We start from the raw sequence: 18,738 nt of genomic DNA, 5'->3' as shown, positions 1-18,738 counted from the left end.
TATCTTATATGTAAAAGGAGCGGGTGAGGGAAGGGGGGTGGTTGTTTTTGGGTTATGGGTGGGGGAGGGTGTTGCTGCGATGATCAGGGCAGCCAACACCCGGAGTACTACGAAGCGTCAGCGGTCGCTCGATCGCACGGACACGCCGGACATATCGGATACCAACGCATCTCGCCTGCCCTCGGCGCTGCCAAGCGAGCCAAAGGCGAAGTCGACCGCGCAGAGCAGTTCCTCGGCGTTTTCCTGGCTGAAGACGAGAGGCGGGCGCATCTTCAGCACGTTGCCAAACGGGCCGGTACGGCTGACCAGGATGCCGTGCTGCCTGAGGGCGTTGACCAGTTGCCAGGTCTCCCAGGCGGCGGGTTCCCGCGTGAGCCTGTCACGCACGAGTTCCACGCCGACCCACAGGCCTTCACCGCGAATGTCGCCGATCAGCGTGTGCCGCCTGGCGAGGTCGGTGAAACCATGGCGAATGAAGTTGCCGACCGTGCGTGCGTTGTCCGGGAGCCTTTCGCCCTCGATCACGTCCAGCACCGCCGAAGCTGCGGCGGCAGCGGTCTGGGAAGCGGCGAAGGTGTTGAAGTAGAAGGCCGTGGCGCGGAAGGCGTCGAGGATTTCGCCCCTGCTCACCAGCGCGGCCACCGGGTAGCCGTTGCCCATGGGTTTTCCCAGGGTCACGATGTCGGGCGTAATGCCCATCAGGTCGTGGCCCCACAGCGTGCCTGTGCGGCCGAAGCCTGACTGAACCTCGTCGATGATGATCAGCCCGCCGGCTTTCCTGACCAGGGCGACTGCGCGCTGCAGCAGGCCCGATGGAATGTTGGGCAGGCCCTCGTTGGCGAAGATCGGGCAGAAGATCATGCCGGCAAAGCCGATACCCGCCGCCTCGAAGCTATCGATCGCGCCCTGGATTTCGGCGAGGTAGGCTTCGATGAGTGCCTCACCGGCCAAGCCGTCGAGCGGCCTGTAGGTTTCCGGGAACGGGACGCTGCGCACTTCGGTGAAATACTGCCTGTTCCGGTGCATCAGCGGCGAGACCTGATCCACCGCCGCCGTGTTGCCATGGTAGGCGTAGTTGCTGCAGATGATGCCGCGGCCCCGTCCCAGCATGCGGGCGATGCGCAGCGCCTGCTCGTTGGCTTCCGAGCCGGAACAGGTGTAGAGCACCTGGTCGAGGCCGCAGGAGAAGGTGCCAAGCAGCCGTTCCGAGTAGTCGACGATGTTCTGGCTCAGGTAGCGGCTGTGAACGTTGAGGGTCCGGTTCTGCCGGGTGATGGCTTCGGCAACGTGCGGGTGGCAATGTCCTACCACTGGAATGTTGTTGTAGCAGTCCAGGTAGCGCCTGCCGTCTGCGGCATACAAGTGGACGCCTTCACCTCTTACGAAGTGCAGCGGCTCGTCGTAGAACAGCGGGGAGGCGCCCATTGCCTTGTGGCGGCGCGCGAGAAGTTCGCGGGTTTCGCTCATTACGATCTCCAGCAATAAAAAGGCGGACGCGTCAGCGCCCGCAAAGGGCCTGGCCTGCGAGGTATTTCCTGGCAAGCTCGACAGTGCCGACCGTGTAGTCGTCGCCCATTTCCCGGGCGAGGTCCGTTCCGGGGTGCGAGCCCGCCCAGCCCATGATGATCAGCCGCCTGAACATCATCAGCGTTGGGATTTCGGCTACATCCTCTTCGCTCAAGGGCTCGACCTTTCGATAGCCCTCGACCCAGGCGGCGATGATGTTGGCGATATCGGGGTGGTTCTCGATGAAGGTTGCCGAAGAGGCGACGTCGTACAGGTACCAGCCAAAGCCGCTGTCATCGAAGTCGAGAACCCTTGCCTCGCCCTGGTCCACCAGCAGGTTCGCCAGGCGGAAGTCGGTATGAATGAGGCCGAAGCGGTCCGCGCCTTTCCCGTACTGCGCCAGGCGGCGTTGCATCAATGCCTCGGCTTGTTCGACGATCCCGAGCCCGGGCTTGTGCTTGCTGAAGCCGGCGCGCCAGTGGCCCCAGATCGGCGTATCGCCGAATGCTCCTTCGTAGTCCCAGACCTGGCGCTCGAAGAAAGCGGGGCGCTGCCATTGCCGCGAGTGGCGATGCATCCGCGCCGTGATCGCGCCCAGCTGGCGGAAGGCGTCGTAGAGGTTGTCCGGCTCCGGCTGGGTGCCTGTGATGAAGTCGAAGAGCACCACCATCCGGGCTTCCTTGAACGGCTCGGCGGCTACGTGTTGCACCAGTTCGTGATCGATGCCCGGCAGCGCGACGGGGGTTTCCACATCGGCTTCCTCGCGCAGCGCGCGCATCCAGGCCAGCTCCGAGCGGACACCGTCATGGGAGTGGTAGCCATGCCGGTGTACCCGCAGCACCCATTTGCGCTGTTCGGTCGCCACCAGAAACATGGCGTTCTCGGAGAGGCTGATCAGCCGCAGATCTGCATCCTGGGAGATGTTCCAGCGCGGTAGCGCCTCACGCGCGACTCTCGCCAGATAGTCTTTATGAAGAACTTCATTGATAGCGTTCACAGGGTGTACCTCTTTCTTGTCATGGGGGCGCGGCGGGTTACTGGCTGGCGCTCAGGCGTCCCCAGCGACGGCAGGCCGAGGTCAGAAGGAAGAGCACGACGATCGGAACCAGGATGAGCACATCCAGCTTGAAGGAGCAGGCCAGCACCGTCAGGGACAGGATGAGGGTGAGATAGGCCGTGGCGTTGCCGCCGATGGTCCGGTAGCTGCGTGGCTCCTGCGAGCGGGTGCGGCGTAGGCGCAGGAAGGCGCAGATGGTCAACAGGTAGGAGGACGTGAAGAGCAGGACCACGCCCAGCAGCACCCGCTCAGGTCCGATCAGCGACGTCGCGAAGCCCGCCACGGCCACGGCCAGGACGGCGAACACCGGTGTGCCGCGCGTATTCACCTGCGCCATGCCGGCTGGCAGGAAGCCTCCACGGGCCAGGTCATAGACTTGCCGAGACGCCGAATAGGTGATCGAGAAGAAGCTGGCGAGAAGGCCGAAAAGCGCGCCAAGCCCGATCCACATCGAGAACCCGGCGCTGTCGCCATTGGCTTTGCCAAGCGCGGCGAGCAGCGGATCGCCCGCCTGGGCAACCGCCTCTACGCCACCGGCACCAGGCGCGGCCAGGAGCACGCTGAACGCGGTCAGCGTCAGTACCAGCAGCGCAATGACCAGGCCACGGGAAATATCCCGGCCCGGCATCCTGGTTTCTTCCGAAGCGGTGATGGCCTGCTCGACACCCACGTACAGCCAGAGCGCGAACGGCATCGCATGGATAACGCCGCCCAGGGAGAGCGAGCCCAGTTCGATGTCGAGGTTGCTTGCCTGGAAGCGGGGCATCACCCCGGCGGAAAAGCCCAGCAAGGTCGCTATGGCGATCAGGCCGACGACCAGCGTCAGCCAGAGGGCATCCCTGGCGCCACGCAGATGAAGGAGCGTCACCGCGGTGAAGACGATGACCTTCAGCAGCAGCGGATCGATGGGCAGAATGGAGGCGGCATAGGCCACGATGAAGGTGGCTACCGCGCCAACGCAGGCCATCAGGGCAATGGCCATGGCGACGCTGACGAAACCGCCCAGGCGCTCGCCGAATGCCATTGCGACGTAGGTGCCCAAGCCTCCGGCGCTTGGCCAGGTGGCTGAAAGCTCCGAGACGCACTGCAACAGCCCGGCGTAGAAAACGCACATGACCGCAGTGGCAACCGCCATGTTGAGCCAACCGTAGGCCAGCCCGTAGTTCCACCCGGAAAACTGCCCGGCGACCACAATCGAAACACCGATTGCAGCGATGATGGGCCATCCGATCGTATTCTTGTGTAGTGACATCAAGAGCTCCTAAATCATCCTGCCGGTGCTCCACCCGGAGCCTCGGCAATCCTGCTGCTGCCTCTTGTTTTCCTTTCATTGGCAGCAGCCCAGTCCTCCCCGGCCGCGCAGAGGCAGTCGCCTGCTCTCCGTGCGTCTGGTCGGGCATTAGGGGCACTTGCCTGCGATGCGCAATGGCGAGTGAGCTTCCTGTTCCGGAAGCGGCTCCATCATGGAAATGGAGCGGTGCGGAGCGTTAGCAGATATCGGCAAGATTTGCGTGCCGGGGCGCGGGAGCCCTGGTTGCTCAGGACGTGCGGGGCATGCAGAGGACGAAGGCGGAAGGGGCGGGCAAGGAGCGTCGCCCCTGCCGTGGGGGAGGGGATTACGAGGCGGTTCTGTGCAGGGTTTGCGAAGGCAGTTCGCCAAACATTCGCTTGTAGTCGGCGGTGAAGCTGCTGAGATGCCAGAACCCCCAGTTGCAGGCGACGTCCTGGACTTTGACCTTCGCGCCTTCGTTCTGGCGAAGCTCTCGCCGAACCTGGTTCAGGCGGATGGCCCGCAGGTACTGGACAGGGTTGGTACCCGTGATCTCCTGGAAGCACATTTGCAGGGAACGGCGGCTTACTCCGACTATGCCGCAGAGCTCTGCGATCGTTACCGGTCTGTCGGTGTTCTCGAGGACGTATTCTCTGGATTTGTCCACGACACGTTTGTGCAGAAGCGTCCGCCGGTTCTTCTCACTGCTGCTGTCCACGTTCGAGAAAAGAGAGAAGAAAGAGGTCAGCAGCGTATGGCGCAGCCCTTTGCGGACTGCGGCGTAGGCGAGCAGCTCGGGTGTGTCCTGGAGTACGTGGAACACTGAATCCAGCAGGGTGCGCAGCTCCTCAAGCCCTGCGTTATCGCCATGCAGGCAGAGGCTTCCCCGGAGCATGGTTTCCAGGTCGAAACCTTCAGTGGAAATCGACAGCTGCGAGACCGATTCCGCACTCAGCGCAATGGACATGACATCGAGCGTAGGCGGGGTGCGGAAGTCCAGTTCCTGCCCGGGGCCAAGCGTTGCCGGCACGCTGGCCTCGGTGACTTGGGAACCGAAACGCGAAGCGCCTTGTTGAGCCATGGGAATGATGAACGTGCGCGCACCTCTCCAGGCGTGCCCCATCTGGTGCACGCATTGATTCGCGCGCTCACGGATGACCTGGACGTCGTCAATCCAGCACTCGGTGATGCTCCCGCTGTAATGGCCGGGGCTCAGCTGGTCGTATACCTGGTCCCAGCCACTGATGCTGCAGGCATGGTCGTCAATGTCGGTCGTGGAATGGCTTTGCACCTGGCACGCGGCTTCTGGCTGGGAGCGCCAGTTGGAAAACAGAGCGTCGCGATCTACGCAGGGATTGTTATTCATATTGGCACCCGTAACGCTATCGAAGTCTTTGCCGGCTCTGGCGTCGTAGGCTAGCGACCCAACGTATCGTGGATGGCGCCGACGCTACTATCAAAAATTGGCAAAGTCAGCAGATTACGGATGAGGTGCGCAGCGACCAGATGAGGCGTGGCGGGTGCACTGATCGCGAGCGCCCGGCGGCTGCCCGGCACCCTACCGATCGCTGGCCTGGGGATGGGCTCGCTTCACCCTCGCGACGGTCTGCTTTGTGGCCCGCCTGGATCACATCACCAGGCCAGGCGCGTGCCCGAGGCGCTGGCGGGCCTGAGCAAGCTCGACATCGCCAAAATACGAAGTGGACTCTTCAGGCGCGAGCGATCTTCTTCTGCAGGATCGCCGACGCTTCGTTATAGGCGCTCAGGAAGGCGTTGCTTTCGATCCAGGCCATTGCCATGTCTTCGTCTTCATCGTGGAAGATCTCGCGGTAGACGACCAGCAGGCCCATTATGAAATCGGTCGTAGCCTCTTCCGGTTCCTCGGCGACCACCAACTGCAGCACCGGGTATTGCAGGAACACCAGGCACATGGCGAGCAGACTGATGTCCTCTGCGTCTCTCATGGCCTCGAACAGATCGCTGAAATACACCGGGTCGAAGCCGTTCTCCTGGATGTCCTTGAAGTCGAAGGTGCTCAGGTCGAGTTCGAAATCGTCGAACGGCTCGTTGATCAGCGGGTTGGCCAGAAGCGGATGGATGGCATTGGCTTTCGGCTTGCCCATGCGGTTCTGCTTGGCCTTGGCTTTGGCCCGCTGGGCACGCTTTTTCTGTTTGTCTGAGGAGGCCATGGAGGCGAGTTCCTTCTTGGCTGGGTTCTGCTGTCGAATTTAGTGACTTCGAGCCCCGAACCGGATCGGGGCTCAGCCGCAACGCAATGGCCGTTCTCTGTCGGTCGTGACTGGCAGAACACGCCGCTCGGCGGCCAAGGGACAAGGGGTTGTCAGCGATGGCATAGCCTAACCGAGACGGGGACTGGGTGGCGAACGGGATGGGAGCGAGTGCATGAAGTTGCTCAAGTATGTGATGACGCATGACACCGGGCTGGCTCCCAACCCGTTCTTCGGTGTCTGTTCGCTGGCGCTTTGTACGCCCAATCATAAGAAAGCAAGGCTGTTGCCGGGGGACTGGGTTGTCGGTCATTCGAGCAAGTCGACAGGACATCGGCTGGTATATGCCATGCAATTGACGGAGGTACTCAGCATGGACGAGTACTTTAAGGCGTTTCCCGAAAAGCGCCCCGACCCCTGCGGCAGCCCCGAGCAGCGTTCTGGCGACAACCTGTACTTTCGCGAGGGCGGCGGATGGCTACGTGTGCCCTCTGCCGAGCACAATGACGTGGAGTCCTTTCTGAATGATCAAGGGCGTCCCGTGTATCTGGCGGAAGGCGAAGATCACTTCTGGTACTTTGGCGCCGCCAATCCCATGCCCGAGATTCAGGGCTTCGCCGATCGGTTTCCGTGGCTCATCAAGAATCGACAGGGCTTTAGCTATATCCATGATGCAGAGCGTATCCAGGCGTTCGCCCAGTGGCTCTCGTCATTGAAGCGAAGCGGTCGACTGGGTTCTCCGCGCGATCAGCAACCCATTGCGACAGACCGCTACCTGATTGCAGTCGATCCCGAGCCTGTTTGGCGCATTGATGGGGCGATTGCGAGTCATGGTCCATCGACTGTGGCACGCTGTACGCGTAGCGCCAGGCGAAAGCGTCCAGTCAAGCGGGGTTGCTAGGCAGGTACGTTCTGGGAACTGAGGTTCTTTGGCCAGGATGAACCATAGTCGGCGACAACTATCGATCCCTAGCAGATACCCGATGTGCATGCGTCTAGCTGTTAGCGAGCAATGGCTTTTGGGTGCCTAAAGGTAAAAGTTATATCCCGTATGCTTGAAGGCAACGGCCCAGATGAAAGGATGCATCATGACTTCGAGAGCTTGGCTTTGTGCAATCGCCTGCATTGCGCAAACCCTATCCATTCGATCAAGCGGAATTCGACGCGATAGTGAAGTCCTGGATGCTTGCGGAAAAATCACCAACCGAGGCGAGTGCGGCCTTGGAAGAGAAGGGCTTCAAAGTAAGACGCCGCAAGGCAGAGAAGTATTTTGACGATCAACGGGACTACCTATACGCCACTCCAGGTTGCCCGAATCGTCTGCAACCTGGAGTGGCGGGTCATCTTGGCCCTTGAGGACGAGAAGGTTGCAGAAGTCAAACCTTATGTATTTTCCCAATGTCTTTAGCGTCATCCGGCAAGCCAGGCATAGGTACCCGCTTCTGATCGATTGCAGCTCCTGTGTATGGCCCAAACGCACGTGTCGGATCACCGGCTCCATCTTCAGGCTGCCATATGGAGACAACGCCTTGCATTGCTTCCGTATGAAGGCCTCCCCGTATATTGGTGACGTCTGTTGTTTCCAGTCACACATCCATGTGGTCCGGGGCCACGAAGCCTTAATACCAGGAAGGAAAAGGCATTGACGGCTCCGTCGCATCGACGTGGCCTATATGGAACGCTGCAATGAGTAACCAATGCCACGCTTTCATCAGGCGGACCCCCGGCTCACCAGGAGCCATAGGGAACCCCGTATTTCTCGATATAGGCCTTGGCGGCGGGCTCCAACGGGCGATAGCGGCCGCCTGACTTCCCACCGTATGGCCCCAACGGCTCCACCTCGGCCTGAACATGAGCGACCGGTGTGGCCGGGAAACAACTACCGCTGACCCAGACCTTGACGACACCCCCTGGGGCCAGCATCACTGCCAAGGAGTCGCGATACTCATCAGCCCAACCGGTAATGGGGCAGTTGACCCGTTCACGCTTGCGCATCAGCTCACGGGCAGAGTCAGGAATCTCCACTGTGGCACGGTAGGTCTGGGGCTCCACCAGGGATTGCCAGCGCACGAACAGGCGTTGTGGCAGTTCAAGGGACAAGCTGACTCCTGCCCCCAGAATGTAGGGGCCCAGTTCTCGTGTGGGATCACCTTTCCCATTCTCAGGCTGCCAGATCGATACGGTTCCCTGCATGGCTCCCATGAACGTCGCTCCGCGTACATCGGTGACATCCGCCGTTTCCAGCCAGACATCCATATAGTCCGGGGCCACAAACCCCAGGTACCAAGAGGAAAACGGCATCGGTGGTTCCGTTGCTCCTGCCTGACACAGATAGAGCATCGTAATGAGTAGCCAATGCCTTGCTTTCATCATGCGGACCCCTTGCGATTGGGATGACGGGTCCGTTCGCCGGACGCAGCGGGGCGGTCGACGAACTGCACCTTCAGGCCACCGCTCATACCGGGATAGACGTTCCAATTGTCGGACTGGTGGACATAGTGGGCCCAGAGCAATTCTTGCTCAGCTGCGGTCAGGGCTATCGAGTGACCTTGCCCGGTGCTGGCCATCAGTTTCTCGGCAATTGATTGCAGGGGAGCAGGAATGGCTAGATCGGGGTCAGCATCGTCGATGGCCCTGAATGCAGCGCCAGCCCGCACCGACAATGCATGCATGATCCGCAAAGGAATACGCCCATACTCGCCACGAACCTGACGTTCCAGGCGCACTTGGGCATAGACATTCTTGCGCCGCAGGGGGCTTTCCGTGGAGCGAATCGAATAGCAGTCGACATAGAGCCTGCCATTGGACTGGCGAGGATCGATCAGCCCGTATTGGTTCCAGTGTTCCAACGCGGCGACGGCCTGGCGATAGGCCTCGGTTTCCTCGTCGGGCCTCTCCTTGTCCGCTTCGCTCACATAGGGTGGAGTCAGCAGCAATCGTTCTTCCATCAGCGCTGGGTAGTTGCCGCCCAGGTCGCCGTGGGCGCCTGGCAGGTAGGTATCGCGGAACCCCGGCTCGACGCTGTTGAGGGAGAAGTTGTGGCGCCGCTCGTCAGCGGCTACCAGGTGGATCACGCGCTCGGCGCAGCCTGGGGCCAGGTACAGCTCCAGGCCGCCATTGCGTGCGTCGTGAACGTCCCAGCCATCGGCCAGGGAGCCGATGGCTGCCAGGGTGTCGAACAAGCCGAGCACTCCGACTTGCACCCCATCCCCGATTTGCCAGCGAAAGCCCGGGGCCAGCGGCGCCTTCCCGGCATGCAGGGCCTGGGCTAGCAAGGATTTGGTGTCACGTGCCAGGTCATTGAGGAAATGCCGTGCAGCGGCGGCGCCACGGCTGAAACCAAACAAGTCCACTTTTACACAGGCGATCTGCAATGCCGGGTTGTTACCAGCGAGCTGGCGTATGCGTTTCAGCGTCTCCCGCGCAGCAAAGCTGATTTGCGCTTCCACCCCACGCTCGCCCGTTCCCAGCGCCATATCGGGAAAGGTTGCGTCCGGCTCGTTGGTCCGGGTACCCACTCCTGGTGCATAAACCCGTAGAGCAACCTCTCCAGCCGCGCGGTCCAGCGGTTGTTGGAGTTCGTCCCGGTATAGGTTGAACAACCGCCAGATATTCGTCGGTTGCCGTCCATAACTGCTGCGCGGGTCACGCTGGAAGTCGCGGCAGCGCATCAACATGGCCTGCTGATCCTCAGCGCTGTAGCCCAGCTCACCAGCCTGGCATTGCGCCCCGAGCTGGACGTTCTGCGCATTGTCTCCGGTGCCATCGAAGAACAGGCCCAGGCGCAAGGTAATGCCGGTGTCCTCCAGTTCTTCCTCTTCTTCCTCCTCTTCCGCGAGGCTGTTCGTAGCTGGCCTGGGGGCGGCTTTCAATGGCGCAGCGGCGGGCGGCATTGCGCCACCGGCGGGCGACGGGGCAGGCGCGTTGACGCTCCTCGATTGGGTAGAGGCGGGCATGGAGCTGGATGCGACAGTGGTGTATTGGGTGGCTGAGCCATACACCACGTGGTCCGGACATCCACAGAGGACTCTATCGCCCGTAGCAACATACGGCTGCTTTTCCGACCAGTCGAATGCCGTCCCATAGATGGGAAACGCCCCTTTGCATTTACGGCATAGGGCGAGGTCGCCCGTTTGAGCAATGGCTTTGTCGCCCTCGAACCAGGTTGTCGTGGCCGATATGACTTCGCCGTATGTGGTTTTATCTCCAAGACAGACTAGCGCCCTCAATCAGAATCCCTCGCATTGAATCATCCACTCCCGATCAGAACATCGGCGGTTTGCGAGGGTAGCCGAAGCTCTGTGGTTACCGATGTAGGATGCGTCCGAATTGCACTGATGTACGCCGACCTACGCTGCAGCAGCGCCGACCAGGATTCCCTAAGAGGGTTCGCTTACTGACCCAAGCTTCCAGCCTGGGTCAGAATCATCAGCGCAGGGGCCCGCAATCACGGAAATGGCTGCGGTACAACCGCCTCGCGGAGGCACCATCGCTAGAGCTGGGCGCCAGCATCACTGGAACATGCAGCATGGAACTCAACGCCGGACCTTCGGCTTGGGCCGGCCCTGCACGCACTTGAAGCGCGGGTTGGATTTGCAGATCACGTACAGCCGGCCGCGCCGCTTCACCACCTGGCAATCACGGTGGCGCAGTTTGGCTTTCTTCAGGGAGGCGAGGACCTTCATCACGCCCCCTTGTTGCCGACGAAGCCGGCGAAACGTTTGTTGAAGCCCGCCACGCGGCCCTCGGACTTGGTCTTGCGCTGCTCGCCGGTATAGACCGGGTGCGAGGCGCTGGACACGTCCAGGGTCATGTAGGGGTAGGTGTTGCCGTCGGAGTGGGTGTAGGTCTTGTCCGTCTGCACGGTGGAGCGGATCAGGTAGAACACGTCGGCGGAGGTGTCGTGGAACAGCACGGGACGGTAGTCGGGGTGGATGCCTGGTTTCATGGGGTATCTCCTGTATGTAATGTAATAATATTACATTTAATCGAGAAGAGTTCGCAACGCCACACGTCCGGTAGCTCAAGGCCGGGCCTTCCAGGGAGGCTGCCGCGGGCATGTCGATCCATCGGTGGGCCCGGTTTCCGGTCGTTGCCCAACCGCGGGGAGCGGCTCCAGCGACCAGTGCGCGGTCGCATGTGAAGGGGCTTGTTCCTGTCATCGGCGGTGTGGTGTCCAGCGTTCAGAAAATGGAACGCTGAGAGCCGTTCAGCGGGACTACCGGCGGTATCGTTGCGGAATTACCGTGGTTCTCGTCGGCGACGTCGAGCGCGCTGGAGGGCCCGCCCCAGGCCGCTTCAGCTTCGACGCCGGGACCGCTGGCCGATCGGCGCACCGCCGTTCCCGGTACCCATTTCCTTTCGTATTTGCCGGCAGCCATGGCAGGCGGCACGGGTTCGGCTTGCCCGCGATCCGTGAGCAGGGGCTGGGCCACCGCGCCCGCCCTGGTGGGCACCTTTCCGATTTCAAGAACAAGAGTACGGAGTACGATCATGAACCCGCACAACACCTCCCACGTCATCGAAGTCCCCGTCCTGATCGTCGGGGGCGGCCCGTCCGGCCTCACGGCCTCGCTGCTGCTGTCGCGCTATGGCATCCGCAACCTGCTGGTCAACAAGTACCGCTGGACCGCCAACAGCCCGCGGGCGCACATCACCAACCAGCGCACCATGGAGGTCTTCCGCGACGCGGGCGTCGAGGCGCAGGTGGTGGCCGCCGCCAGCCCCCACGAGCTGATGGCCAACAACGTCTGGGCCACCAGCTTCAGCGGCCAGGAACTGGGCCGCCTGCTCACCTGGGGCAACGCCATCGAGCGCAAGTCCGACTATGAGCTGGCCAGCCCCTCGGCCATGTGCAACATCCCCCAGCACCTGATGGAGCCGATCCTCGCCAACGAGGCCCTGCGCGCGGGCAGCGAGATGCGCTTCAACCACGAACTGCTGGACTTCACCCAGGACGGGGAGGGCGTCACCGCGCGCATCCTCGACCGCGGCACCGGGCGCGAATTCACCGTGCGCGCCCAGTACATGATCGGCGCCGACGGCGCCCGCAGCCGGGTGATGGAACTGCTCGGCATCCCGCTGGAAGGCGAGATGGGCCTGGGCTGCGCGGTGAACGTCTGGCTGCGCGCCGACCTGCGCCGCTACTGCGAGAGCCGCCCGGGCGTGCTCTACTGGATGGTCCAGCCGGGCAACGACTACTGGGTGGGCAGCGGCACCTTCATCTGCGTCCGCCCGTGGAACGAATGGGTGATGCTGTTCATGTACGACCCCGCCCAGGGCGAGCCGGACCTCGGCGAGGCCGCGGTGATCGAGCGGGCGCGGCGGGTGATTGGCGATGCCGACATCCCGGTGGAGATCCTCGCCACCAGCAAGTGGCAGATCAACCACGTGGTCGCCCAGCGCTACTCCGAGGGCCGGGTGTTCTGCTGCGGCGACGCCGTGCACCGCCACCCGCCGGCCAACGGCCTGGGCACCAACACCTCGGTGCAGGACGCCTACAACCTGGCCTGGAAGCTGGCCCTGGTGCTCAAGGGCCAGGCCGGCTCCGGGTTGCTGGACAGCTACTCCGCCGAGCGCCAGCCCGTCGGCCGCCAGGTGGTGGACCGGGCCATGGAAAGCGTGCGCAACATGCTGCCGATCTCCAACGCCCTGGGCTTCAAGCCGGGCCAGAGCGAGGCCGAGGGCTGGAACAGCCTGCACGAACTGAGCGCCGACAGCCCGCTGGGCCGCGAACGCCGCGCCGCCCTGGAACAGGCCATCCAACTGCAGCACTACCAGTTCAGCTGCCACGGGGTGGAACTGGGGCAGCGCTACCGCAGCGGCGCGGTGCTGGCCGACGGCAGCGAAGAGCCGGCCTACACCCGCGACCGCGAACTCTACTTCCACCCCACCACCTGGCCCGGCGCCCACCTGCCGCACGCCTGGCTGCACGACACCGCCGGGCGCAAGCTGTCCACCCTCGACCTCTGCGGCCAGGGCCGCCTGACCCTGCTCACCGGCCACGGCGGCGAAGCCTGGCGCCAGGCCGCCGAGACGCTGGCCCGTGAACTGGGCATCGACCTGGTGGCGCGCCGCATCGGCCTGGGCCTCGATTACGAAGACAGCTACGGCGACTGGGCACGGCTGCGCGAGATAGACGAGGACGGTTGCCTGTTGGTGCGGCCGGACCTGCATGTGGCCTGGCGTTCGCAAGGGGCGCCGGCGGATGCCGAGGCCCTGTTGCTGGGGGCGGTCAAGGCGGTGCTGGCGCGGGGCTGAGGTCTTCCCACGTTCCGCGGAGTAGCGGCCCAGGGAGGGGCCGCAGCGGTAATATGCGTGTTTCGTCGCCAGCGGATCCCAGTGATGCGGCCACCTCTCGAGCTGCATGGTTCCCGACGTGCCTTGGCCATCGCACTGCAGTCGTGATCGGCAGAGAACACCCGGGAGCCATCCGCCTCATCGACCAGGACACTGAAGGGAAAATCGCCATGCGACTGACCATCCGCAACGAACAGCCCGAAGACATCGACGCCATCACGCGCCTGACCACGGCGGCATTCGAAAACGAAGAACACTCAAGTCATACCGAGCAATTCATCGTCAACGCCCTGCGCCGCTGCGGGCAACTCAGCGTTTCCCTGGTGGCGGTAGAAGAGGGCAAGGTCATCGGCCATGTCGCCATCTCGCCGGTCCGAATCTCGTCGGGAGCAAGTGGCTGGTACGGACTCGGGCCGATTTCCGTATGGCCGGATCGCCAGGGCCAGGGCATTGGATCAGCCTTGATGAAAGCAGCGCTGGCGGAACTGCGACGCCTCGGCGGCATTGGCTGCGTAGTGCTGGGCGATCCTGGCTACTATGGCCGCTTCGGTTTCAAGGCCCACCCGAGTTTGGAACTGCCTGGAGTGCCCCGGGAATACTTCCAGGCGCAGGCATTTGCCGGCGGGTTGCCAACGGGGACTGTGCAGTACCATGAGGCGTTTGAGGCTGTCGAGTAACAGTGCGCCCCCTATTTTTCTACCCTGTACTAGTCAACTGGATGAACCAAGCAGGGGCATGCAATGAAACTTGTCGAGCGAACTGCATTGCGTGCGCGAAGAGGTGGGGCGCTCTCATCTATCTATGCCAAGGCTGCGGAGCGTAACGCCAGGCAGTTCCAGCTTCATCTTTGTGCTGCCGCAACGGCTTGGTCCTGCTGAACTCGCCATCGCTGATCGCCTTCATCCTTTCGCTCGCCGCGATTCAGTCTGGGATGTGGGCCTTCAATCGGGCGGTTGCTGAGAAGCTTGCGCAGTTGTGTGGCGCTGCCGAAGATTAAAAGCGGAAGGGCTGCTTACGGCCAGAAGCAGTCATTCGCGTTGCAAGCGACGACAGGCAACCTTTGCGTGTAGCTGTATCTGGCGGGGATGTCTCTTCGCGTACCGTCGTTGGCAGCAACATGCGCCACCGTATGCAACAGGCCCTAGTATCCCAGCCCGATGAAGTTTGAGCGGCGAATCGCGAGCAGTAGCGCTTAACTACCTATCCACCAACTCCGAGACAGACCAGTCTGCTCCTGTCCGGCTTTAGTACTCCACGGGGCAGCAATAGGGCTGAGTCGAGGCGGTGGCAACCGGCTTGCCGTCGAGGCTTTCGTTCAGTGCAGCCCTGACGTAATTGTGTGCCACCTTCATGGCCTCAAGGGCCACGCTGCGCTTATCGTCGATGGCGCCGGCGTAGATCAATATGCCATCAGGATCGACTACGAACATGTGGGGCGTGGTCTTGGCTCCGTAGAGTTTGGCCACGGCGGCGCCTGAGTCGATCAACAGGGCGGTGGGGCTGGATTTCATTTCTTCGAGCCAGGCATTCAACGCCGGCGCTGACCGGGCTGAAGCGCTGTTGGCGGCAGCGGTATTGATGGTCAGCCAGACGTCGCCTGTGTCGCTGGCGTCCTGCTGCAACGACTGCATAACTCCGCTGCGGTAGTGTTCCTGGGTGAATGGGCAGTCGGGGTTCATCCACTCCAGCACAACGGACTTTCCCTTGTAGCTGGATAGGGAAACCGCATGGCCGTTGCTATCGGTGGCGGTAAAGTTGGGAGCGGTGTGACCGACGATTGCCGCTGCGCCTGCTACGGCAGACCAAAGCGAGACCGCAAGAAAGGCGGTTATTGCAAGTAGCTTGGCTTTCATGCTGCGCTCCTTTGATAGGTAAGTTACTGATTTGCGCGAGGTAGGCTCGAGGCAATGGATTGTGCGTCGCCGCGTACGAGTGCAGCCCTCAGCAAATCCTTGGTCAGGAGTTCGGAAAGCAGCTCGGGCGATTCTCATGGCCTCGAGTGAACAGGCATGGCCTACATCAATCTAGTAGGCCGTGAGCGAAATGCCGGACTGGCCTGGCCATGCCGCCCCGAACGCTGGCTCTGGCCGTCTCGTGCCTGCGCGACCACACTGCAAGTCTTCACCTGCGGCATGGGCTGCCATGGGTCGATCTCTGCCGGTGGCGGGCAGAGATCGGTCAGTCGCGGCCGGCGGGTATAGGCCAGAAGCAATGGGTTGGGTTGGATTCGCCCTCACCTCGACACCACGAGTGCCAGACTGAAGGTACGTACCATATTCATCGATGAGAAGGAGTCCAGATATGAAGTTTATGCGCATTGGCGGCGACCCGGCCGAATCAGCCACCGTCACGGAATTTCAGTCTTCTACGATGCCACCGCTGCGCCAATAGCACTACCTGAAGTTCGGCCACAGATAGGCAATCAAGTATCGATTGGTCTCTTCATAATCACACGCAAGCTGAGACTGCTTGATCTCTTAGTACTGAAACCGGTATCGGAAAGCTTTTTTCGATCCTGAGTACTCCCGACGACTGAGAATGCAAAACTCATGCACTCACTCAGTGAGCACATGATGTGAACTCCCTTTCTGTGTATATCCCCATGAAGCTCCCCAACGACAGCCGCGATAGTTGGATAGACAGAAAATAAGCATTGAATATCGAACGCGGTTAAATCGGCTGATTATGTAGATGGCCTGCGTTGCGCATTGCGCTATAAATCAAATGATTTTATGAGTCAAAGATTTTTGCATTGGGAGCATTAAATAAACTTCGAGAAATATATAAATCACGCAATCAGTATAGAGTAAGTCAACCTCCAGGAGGTTGACTTCCCAATGCAAAATGCTACGCTTTATTTTGCAGTATTTATGTTCATATATAAATATATACAGAGGTGTGATCATGAAAGAAATTGAAATTTCTATCCCAGAAGATTTATCAGCACATGAAGTTGAGGTTTTTAAGCGTGCCGTAACTGCCATTGCCATTGCGTACAAAGAGCGGACGATAAGCATTGAAGATCATGAAAAATGCATAAAGGTTGTTGCTGAGTTCAGTAGTGGCGGCTCATCCTCTATGAAGCAGGCGCACGCTCTGCTCGAACATAGGCACGCATAATATTTCTGTGGCATCCCTAAACTCTCGGAGAGATTTCATGGAAGTAGCTCATGCAGAGATGCGTTTGGAGTTATTATGCGAGACAGTTAGATTTTCCGCAGAAAAAACACTTTTCTATTCCAATTTAAAATCAGTCAAAATTCGCTCCTTAAGCGATCTAGAATCAATTCCCCTAATTTCTAAAATAGATATTTCTAAAAGCGGGGCATCGATGCTCACCTGTCGCCCGGATGTTGGGTCGATAAATATTTCTAGCGGCACAACTTGGGGGGACTATCTGGATGCAAGTACTTTAGGGGGTGAACTTAAACTTAAAAATCTAGCAGAGCCTGCCTTTGTATACCGTTCACCAGAAGAGGATGACCTTTGCCGCCAGTTAACTATAAGTAACTTATCGGCCGGACTAACACTGAGGATAGATAATGGCACGCATGGCGCTAGACACTATAAGCACGCAAAAGAAATATCATTCCCACTACAAAAGCCATTTCACTATGCGGCGATTAAGAAAATAATTAGAGATTCTCCGAAGATCTTTGGTGAGTCTATTACTGGGGTTTGCGGTCCTTCAAATCAATTAAAAAACCTTGCAGCAATGCAGGATTTAGCTAAAGAAAAGATTTTCTCTCCTTTTGGCGGGCCAGATTATTTAATTGGCTATGGGAGCTTTGTTACTAGCAAGTGGCGAAAATTGCTCGGAGAGACATACTTAACCGAACTGACTGACGCATATGCGATATCAGAGATATTAGGCTCAGGCAGCCCGCAATGCAACATCTGTAAAGCATATCATGTTCAGCCATGGGTGATCCCGGAAATAATTAATCCATTAACAGGACTGCGAGCGCTGTCTGATTCCGGCGAACTTGTACTTACCTGTCTACTGCCGTTTTCAAGGGTGCAGCCAATTATACGCTATCGAACTGGAGATATAGTCAGGGTAAGAAAGTGCGCAATTGACTTTTCTTTTTTACCGTGCGGAAAAACAGGAGACTCCGTATTCTCAAAGGATGGGCAACTGGTAATTGGTGGATATGAATTGTTAGAAAGGCTAGATTCCATTGAGCAAATTAACAAGTGGCACACCCCAAATCAAAAAATGCTAGGAATACCTAGCTCCTATGGGCCTCCCAAGATTCAAGTGATGAGAGAACTCACCTCGGCTAAAAAAAGCCATAATGACCAAGCTAAGCCTGGCATCCGTATTGAACTTTCTAAAAATCATAAAAATGACAAATCCTTAAGAGATCTTATAAAAGGAATTATCAACTCCGACGGACATTCAGAAGAGATCTTTGTTGACTTCGGAGAAATAGACGAAAGTACAGTTCGGATGCCAAAGCAATGACAGGCGCACAACACTCAATTCTCGAAAGGCCTTATTCAATTCTCACCACATCCAATGGATCTATTTGGTATGGCTGCGGGAGCTTCAGCTCTAACTTTAGCTCGATAGGAGTTTCGGCAATTCTAGCTTACTCCCCCTCACACCTAACAATAGATCTATCCCCCACTAAGGTTCGATACGTTGACAACAGGCCGATTTGGAAGGTTTTTTCAGCACCTGACCCGGAGTATCAACAGGTCCTAAAAAAAAATGAATCCGTCATAGCAGAGACCTTTGGTAGGGTCGCAATTTTAAGAAAGAACGAAATAATAAAATCGGTCGAGCCTTGTTCGATATCTCAGAAATTTTTGGACAGTATTGGTCGACAGAGTGTTGATTTCCTGCACGTACTGAGTTTATTAGAGATTGAAATTGAGGAAATCGGAATTAGTGGGAGTTGCGGGGCCTTTTCGCCTATTTGCCTGCAGCATGAGGTTGACATTTGCTTTTTTGGATCAGAAAAATGTCAGCGCATTTGGCATCGAATTCGAGAGCTCTTAGATAAGAAGATCTTCATGCCAGCAGATAAATATGAACAGCGCTTCCGCTATGGAGAAATTGAATTTGATCCACAATTCAGCAGGAGTAATTCACATCAGATTATGGGGTTTGGAGAAATTTCCAACATTTCCATCGCTGAAAGTATGCTGCCTATCTCAGCTAGAGTAGTTGACGCAAGTGAATCAATTTTCTTTCCTGCTTATTATAAGACAACTGCTGGACCGTTGATTAGTTTTCGGGTTGGTCATCGAGGTCTATTTTCTTCTGGTGAGATAATAAAAATTCATGATCCAGTTAAGCTAATGTTAACTGTTAATGGAAAGGAGACTACTGCAATAGGAGTAGTTGGCCGCTCTTGGATTTCGTGATC

The 18,738-nt window shown here is 58.9% G+C and carries 17 protein-coding genes; 6 read left to right on the top strand and 11 right to left on the bottom strand.

Going from position 1 to position 18,738, the window contains the following annotated elements; translation table 11 throughout:
* Nucleotides 1–117: 117 nt before the first annotated feature.
* From CHC02_RS11555 to CHC02_RS11535, 5 genes are all read right to left on the bottom strand, one after another.
* Nucleotides 118–1,467, bottom strand: a complete 1,350-nt coding sequence (locus CHC02_RS11555) for an aspartate aminotransferase family protein (protein ID WP_089391617.1) — start codon at nt 1,465–1,467, stop codon at nt 118–120.
* Between the two features lie 31 nt (nt 1,468–1,498).
* Complete coding sequence (locus tag CHC02_RS11550) at nt 1,499–2,503, bottom strand: phosphotransferase enzyme family protein (protein ID WP_208604354.1); 1,005 nt, start codon at nt 2,501–2,503, stop codon at nt 1,499–1,501.
* 37 nt (nt 2,504–2,540) lie between these two features.
* Nucleotides 2,541–3,815 (bottom strand): amino acid permease, encoded by a 1,275-nt coding sequence (locus CHC02_RS11545; RefSeq protein WP_089391616.1) that lies wholly within the window; start codon nt 3,813–3,815, stop codon nt 2,541–2,543.
* Nucleotides 3,816–4,179: 364 nt separating this feature from the next.
* A complete protein-coding gene (locus tag CHC02_RS11540; RefSeq protein WP_089391615.1) occupies nt 4,180–5,199 on the bottom strand; it encodes a helix-turn-helix domain-containing protein in 1,020 nt (339 codons plus the stop codon).
* Nucleotides 5,200–5,542: 343 nt separating this feature from the next.
* Complete coding sequence (locus CHC02_RS11535; protein ID WP_089391614.1) at nt 5,543–6,022, bottom strand: hypothetical protein; 480 nt, start codon at nt 6,020–6,022, stop codon at nt 5,543–5,545.
* A 214-nt stretch (nt 6,023–6,236) separates the two neighbouring features.
* Here CHC02_RS11535 and CHC02_RS29935 point away from each other — a divergent pair, with 214 nt between their 5' ends.
* Entirely contained in the window at nt 6,237–6,962 is a 726-nt protein-coding gene (locus CHC02_RS29935) for an Nmad2 family putative nucleotide modification protein (RefSeq protein ID WP_139210224.1), read from the top strand.
* An 827-nt stretch (nt 6,963–7,789) separates the two neighbouring features.
* Here CHC02_RS29935 and CHC02_RS11530 read toward each other — a convergent pair.
* The 5 genes from CHC02_RS11530 to CHC02_RS29930 all read right to left on the bottom strand — a co-directional run bounded on the left by CHC02_RS11530 (nt 7,790) and on the right by CHC02_RS29930 (nt 11,556).
* Complete coding sequence (locus CHC02_RS11530) at nt 7,790–8,434, bottom strand: DUF2931 family protein (protein WP_089391613.1); 645 nt, start codon at nt 8,432–8,434, stop codon at nt 7,790–7,792.
* Complete coding sequence (locus tag CHC02_RS11525; RefSeq protein ID WP_167364832.1) at nt 8,431–9,954, bottom strand: phospholipase effector Tle1 domain-containing protein; 1,524 nt, start codon at nt 9,952–9,954, stop codon at nt 8,431–8,433. Before CHC02_RS11525 ends, CHC02_RS11530 begins: the two co-directional genes overlap by 4 nt.
* A gap of 642 nt (nt 9,955–10,596) precedes the next feature.
* Nucleotides 10,597–10,746, bottom strand: a complete 150-nt coding sequence (gene ykgO, locus CHC02_RS11520; protein WP_009619020.1) for a type B 50S ribosomal protein L36 — start codon at nt 10,744–10,746, stop codon at nt 10,597–10,599.
* Nucleotides 10,746–11,009, bottom strand: coding sequence for a type B 50S ribosomal protein L31 (locus tag CHC02_RS11515; RefSeq protein WP_089391611.1), 264 nt, complete (start codon nt 11,007–11,009; stop codon nt 10,746–10,748). Before CHC02_RS11515 ends, ykgO begins: the two co-directional genes overlap by 1 nt.
* A 235-nt stretch (nt 11,010–11,244) precedes the next feature.
* Nucleotides 11,245–11,556 carry a hypothetical protein gene (locus tag CHC02_RS29930; RefSeq protein WP_139210222.1) on the bottom strand — a complete coding sequence of 104 codons (312 nt, stop codon included), beginning with the start codon at nt 11,554–11,556 and terminating at the stop codon, nt 11,245–11,247.
* Here CHC02_RS29930 and CHC02_RS11510 point away from each other — a divergent pair.
* Together CHC02_RS11510 and CHC02_RS11505 are read left to right on the top strand one after the other, a co-directional pair.
* Complete coding sequence (locus tag CHC02_RS11510; protein WP_089391610.1) at nt 11,555–13,321, top strand: FAD-dependent monooxygenase; 1,767 nt, start codon at nt 11,555–11,557, stop codon at nt 13,319–13,321. The two genes, CHC02_RS29930 and CHC02_RS11510, sit on opposite strands and share 2 nt — an antisense overlap.
* Before the next feature lie 209 nt (nt 13,322–13,530).
* Nucleotides 13,531–14,037 (top strand): GNAT family N-acetyltransferase, encoded by a 507-nt coding sequence (locus CHC02_RS11505; RefSeq protein WP_089391609.1) that lies wholly within the window; start codon nt 13,531–13,533, stop codon nt 14,035–14,037.
* 567 nt (nt 14,038–14,604) lie between these two features.
* On the opposite strand, the gene CHC02_RS11500 is transcribed toward CHC02_RS11505, so the two are convergent.
* On the bottom strand, nt 14,605–15,213 hold the full coding sequence (locus tag CHC02_RS11500; protein WP_167364831.1) for a redoxin domain-containing protein: 609 nt from the start codon (nt 15,211–15,213) through the stop codon (nt 14,605–14,607).
* A gap of 1,051 nt (nt 15,214–16,264) precedes the next feature.
* On the opposite strand from CHC02_RS11500, the gene CHC02_RS29925 reads away from it, so the two are divergent.
* The 3 genes from CHC02_RS29925 (at nt 16,265) to CHC02_RS29915 (ending at nt 18,736) form a co-directional block, all read left to right on the top strand.
* Nucleotides 16,265–16,480, top strand: coding sequence for a hypothetical protein (locus tag CHC02_RS29925; protein ID WP_139210221.1), 216 nt, complete (start codon nt 16,265–16,267; stop codon nt 16,478–16,480).
* Between the two features lie 37 nt (nt 16,481–16,517).
* Complete coding sequence (locus CHC02_RS29920; RefSeq protein WP_139210220.1) at nt 16,518–17,828, top strand: phenylacetate--CoA ligase family protein; 1,311 nt, start codon at nt 16,518–16,520, stop codon at nt 17,826–17,828.
* A gap of 554 nt (nt 17,829–18,382) precedes the next feature.
* Nucleotides 18,383–18,736 (top strand): hypothetical protein, encoded by a 354-nt coding sequence (locus CHC02_RS29915; protein WP_139210219.1) that lies wholly within the window; start codon nt 18,383–18,385, stop codon nt 18,734–18,736.
* Nucleotides 18,737–18,738: the final 2 nt, after the last annotated feature.

The sequence above is a fragment of the Pseudomonas delhiensis genome (assembly GCF_900187975.1).
GTDB classification, from domain to species: Bacteria; Pseudomonadota; Gammaproteobacteria; order Pseudomonadales; family Pseudomonadaceae; genus Pseudomonas; species Pseudomonas delhiensis.
The sequence above is the reverse complement of the archived record's forward strand: the minus strand, read 5'-3'. Positions and strand labels throughout refer to the sequence as shown.

Bases quoted from the DNA above. Each gene is read 5' to 3' on its own strand.
- CHC02_RS11535 (WP_089391614.1), bottom strand. From the start codon at position 6,022: ATGGCCTCCTCAGACAAACAGAAAAAGCGTGCCCAGCGGGCCAAAGCC.
- CHC02_RS11505 (WP_089391609.1), top strand. From the start codon at position 13,531: ATGCGACTGACCATCCGCAACGAACAGCCCGAAGACATCGACGCCATC.
- CHC02_RS29920 (WP_139210220.1), top strand. From the start codon at position 16,518: ATGGAAGTAGCTCATGCAGAGATGCGTTTGGAGTTATTATGCGAGACA.
- ykgO (WP_009619020.1), bottom strand. From the start codon at position 10,746: ATGAAGGTCCTCGCCTCCCTGAAGAAAGCCAAACTGCGCCACCGTGAT.
- CHC02_RS29925 (WP_139210221.1), top strand. From the start codon at position 16,265: ATGAAAGAAATTGAAATTTCTATCCCAGAAGATTTATCAGCACATGAA.
- CHC02_RS11515 (WP_089391611.1), bottom strand. From the start codon at position 11,009: ATGAAACCAGGCATCCACCCCGACTACCGTCCCGTGCTGTTCCACGAC.
- CHC02_RS29930 (WP_139210222.1), bottom strand. From the start codon at position 11,556: ATGATCGTACTCCGTACTCTTGTTCTTGAAATCGGAAAGGTGCCCACC.
- CHC02_RS11555 (WP_089391617.1), bottom strand. From the start codon at position 1,467: ATGAGCGAAACCCGCGAACTTCTCGCGCGCCGCCACAAGGCAATGGGC.
- CHC02_RS11500 (WP_167364831.1), bottom strand. From the start codon at position 15,213: ATGAAAGCCAAGCTACTTGCAATAACCGCCTTTCTTGCGGTCTCGCTT.
- CHC02_RS11530 (WP_089391613.1), bottom strand. From the start codon at position 8,434: ATGATGAAAGCAAGGCATTGGCTACTCATTACGATGCTCTATCTGTGT.
- CHC02_RS29935 (WP_139210224.1), top strand. From the start codon at position 6,237: ATGAAGTTGCTCAAGTATGTGATGACGCATGACACCGGGCTGGCTCCC.
- CHC02_RS11540 (WP_089391615.1), bottom strand. From the start codon at position 5,199: ATGAATAACAATCCCTGCGTAGATCGCGACGCTCTGTTTTCCAACTGG.
- CHC02_RS11545 (WP_089391616.1), bottom strand. From the start codon at position 3,815: ATGTCACTACACAAGAATACGATCGGATGGCCCATCATCGCTGCAATC.
- CHC02_RS11525 (WP_167364832.1), bottom strand. From the start codon at position 9,954: ATGCCGCCCGCCGCTGCGCCATTGAAAGCCGCCCCCAGGCCAGCTACG.
- CHC02_RS11510 (WP_089391610.1), top strand. From the start codon at position 11,555: ATGAACCCGCACAACACCTCCCACGTCATCGAAGTCCCCGTCCTGATC.
- CHC02_RS29915 (WP_139210219.1), top strand. From the start codon at position 18,383: ATGCCAGCAGATAAATATGAACAGCGCTTCCGCTATGGAGAAATTGAA.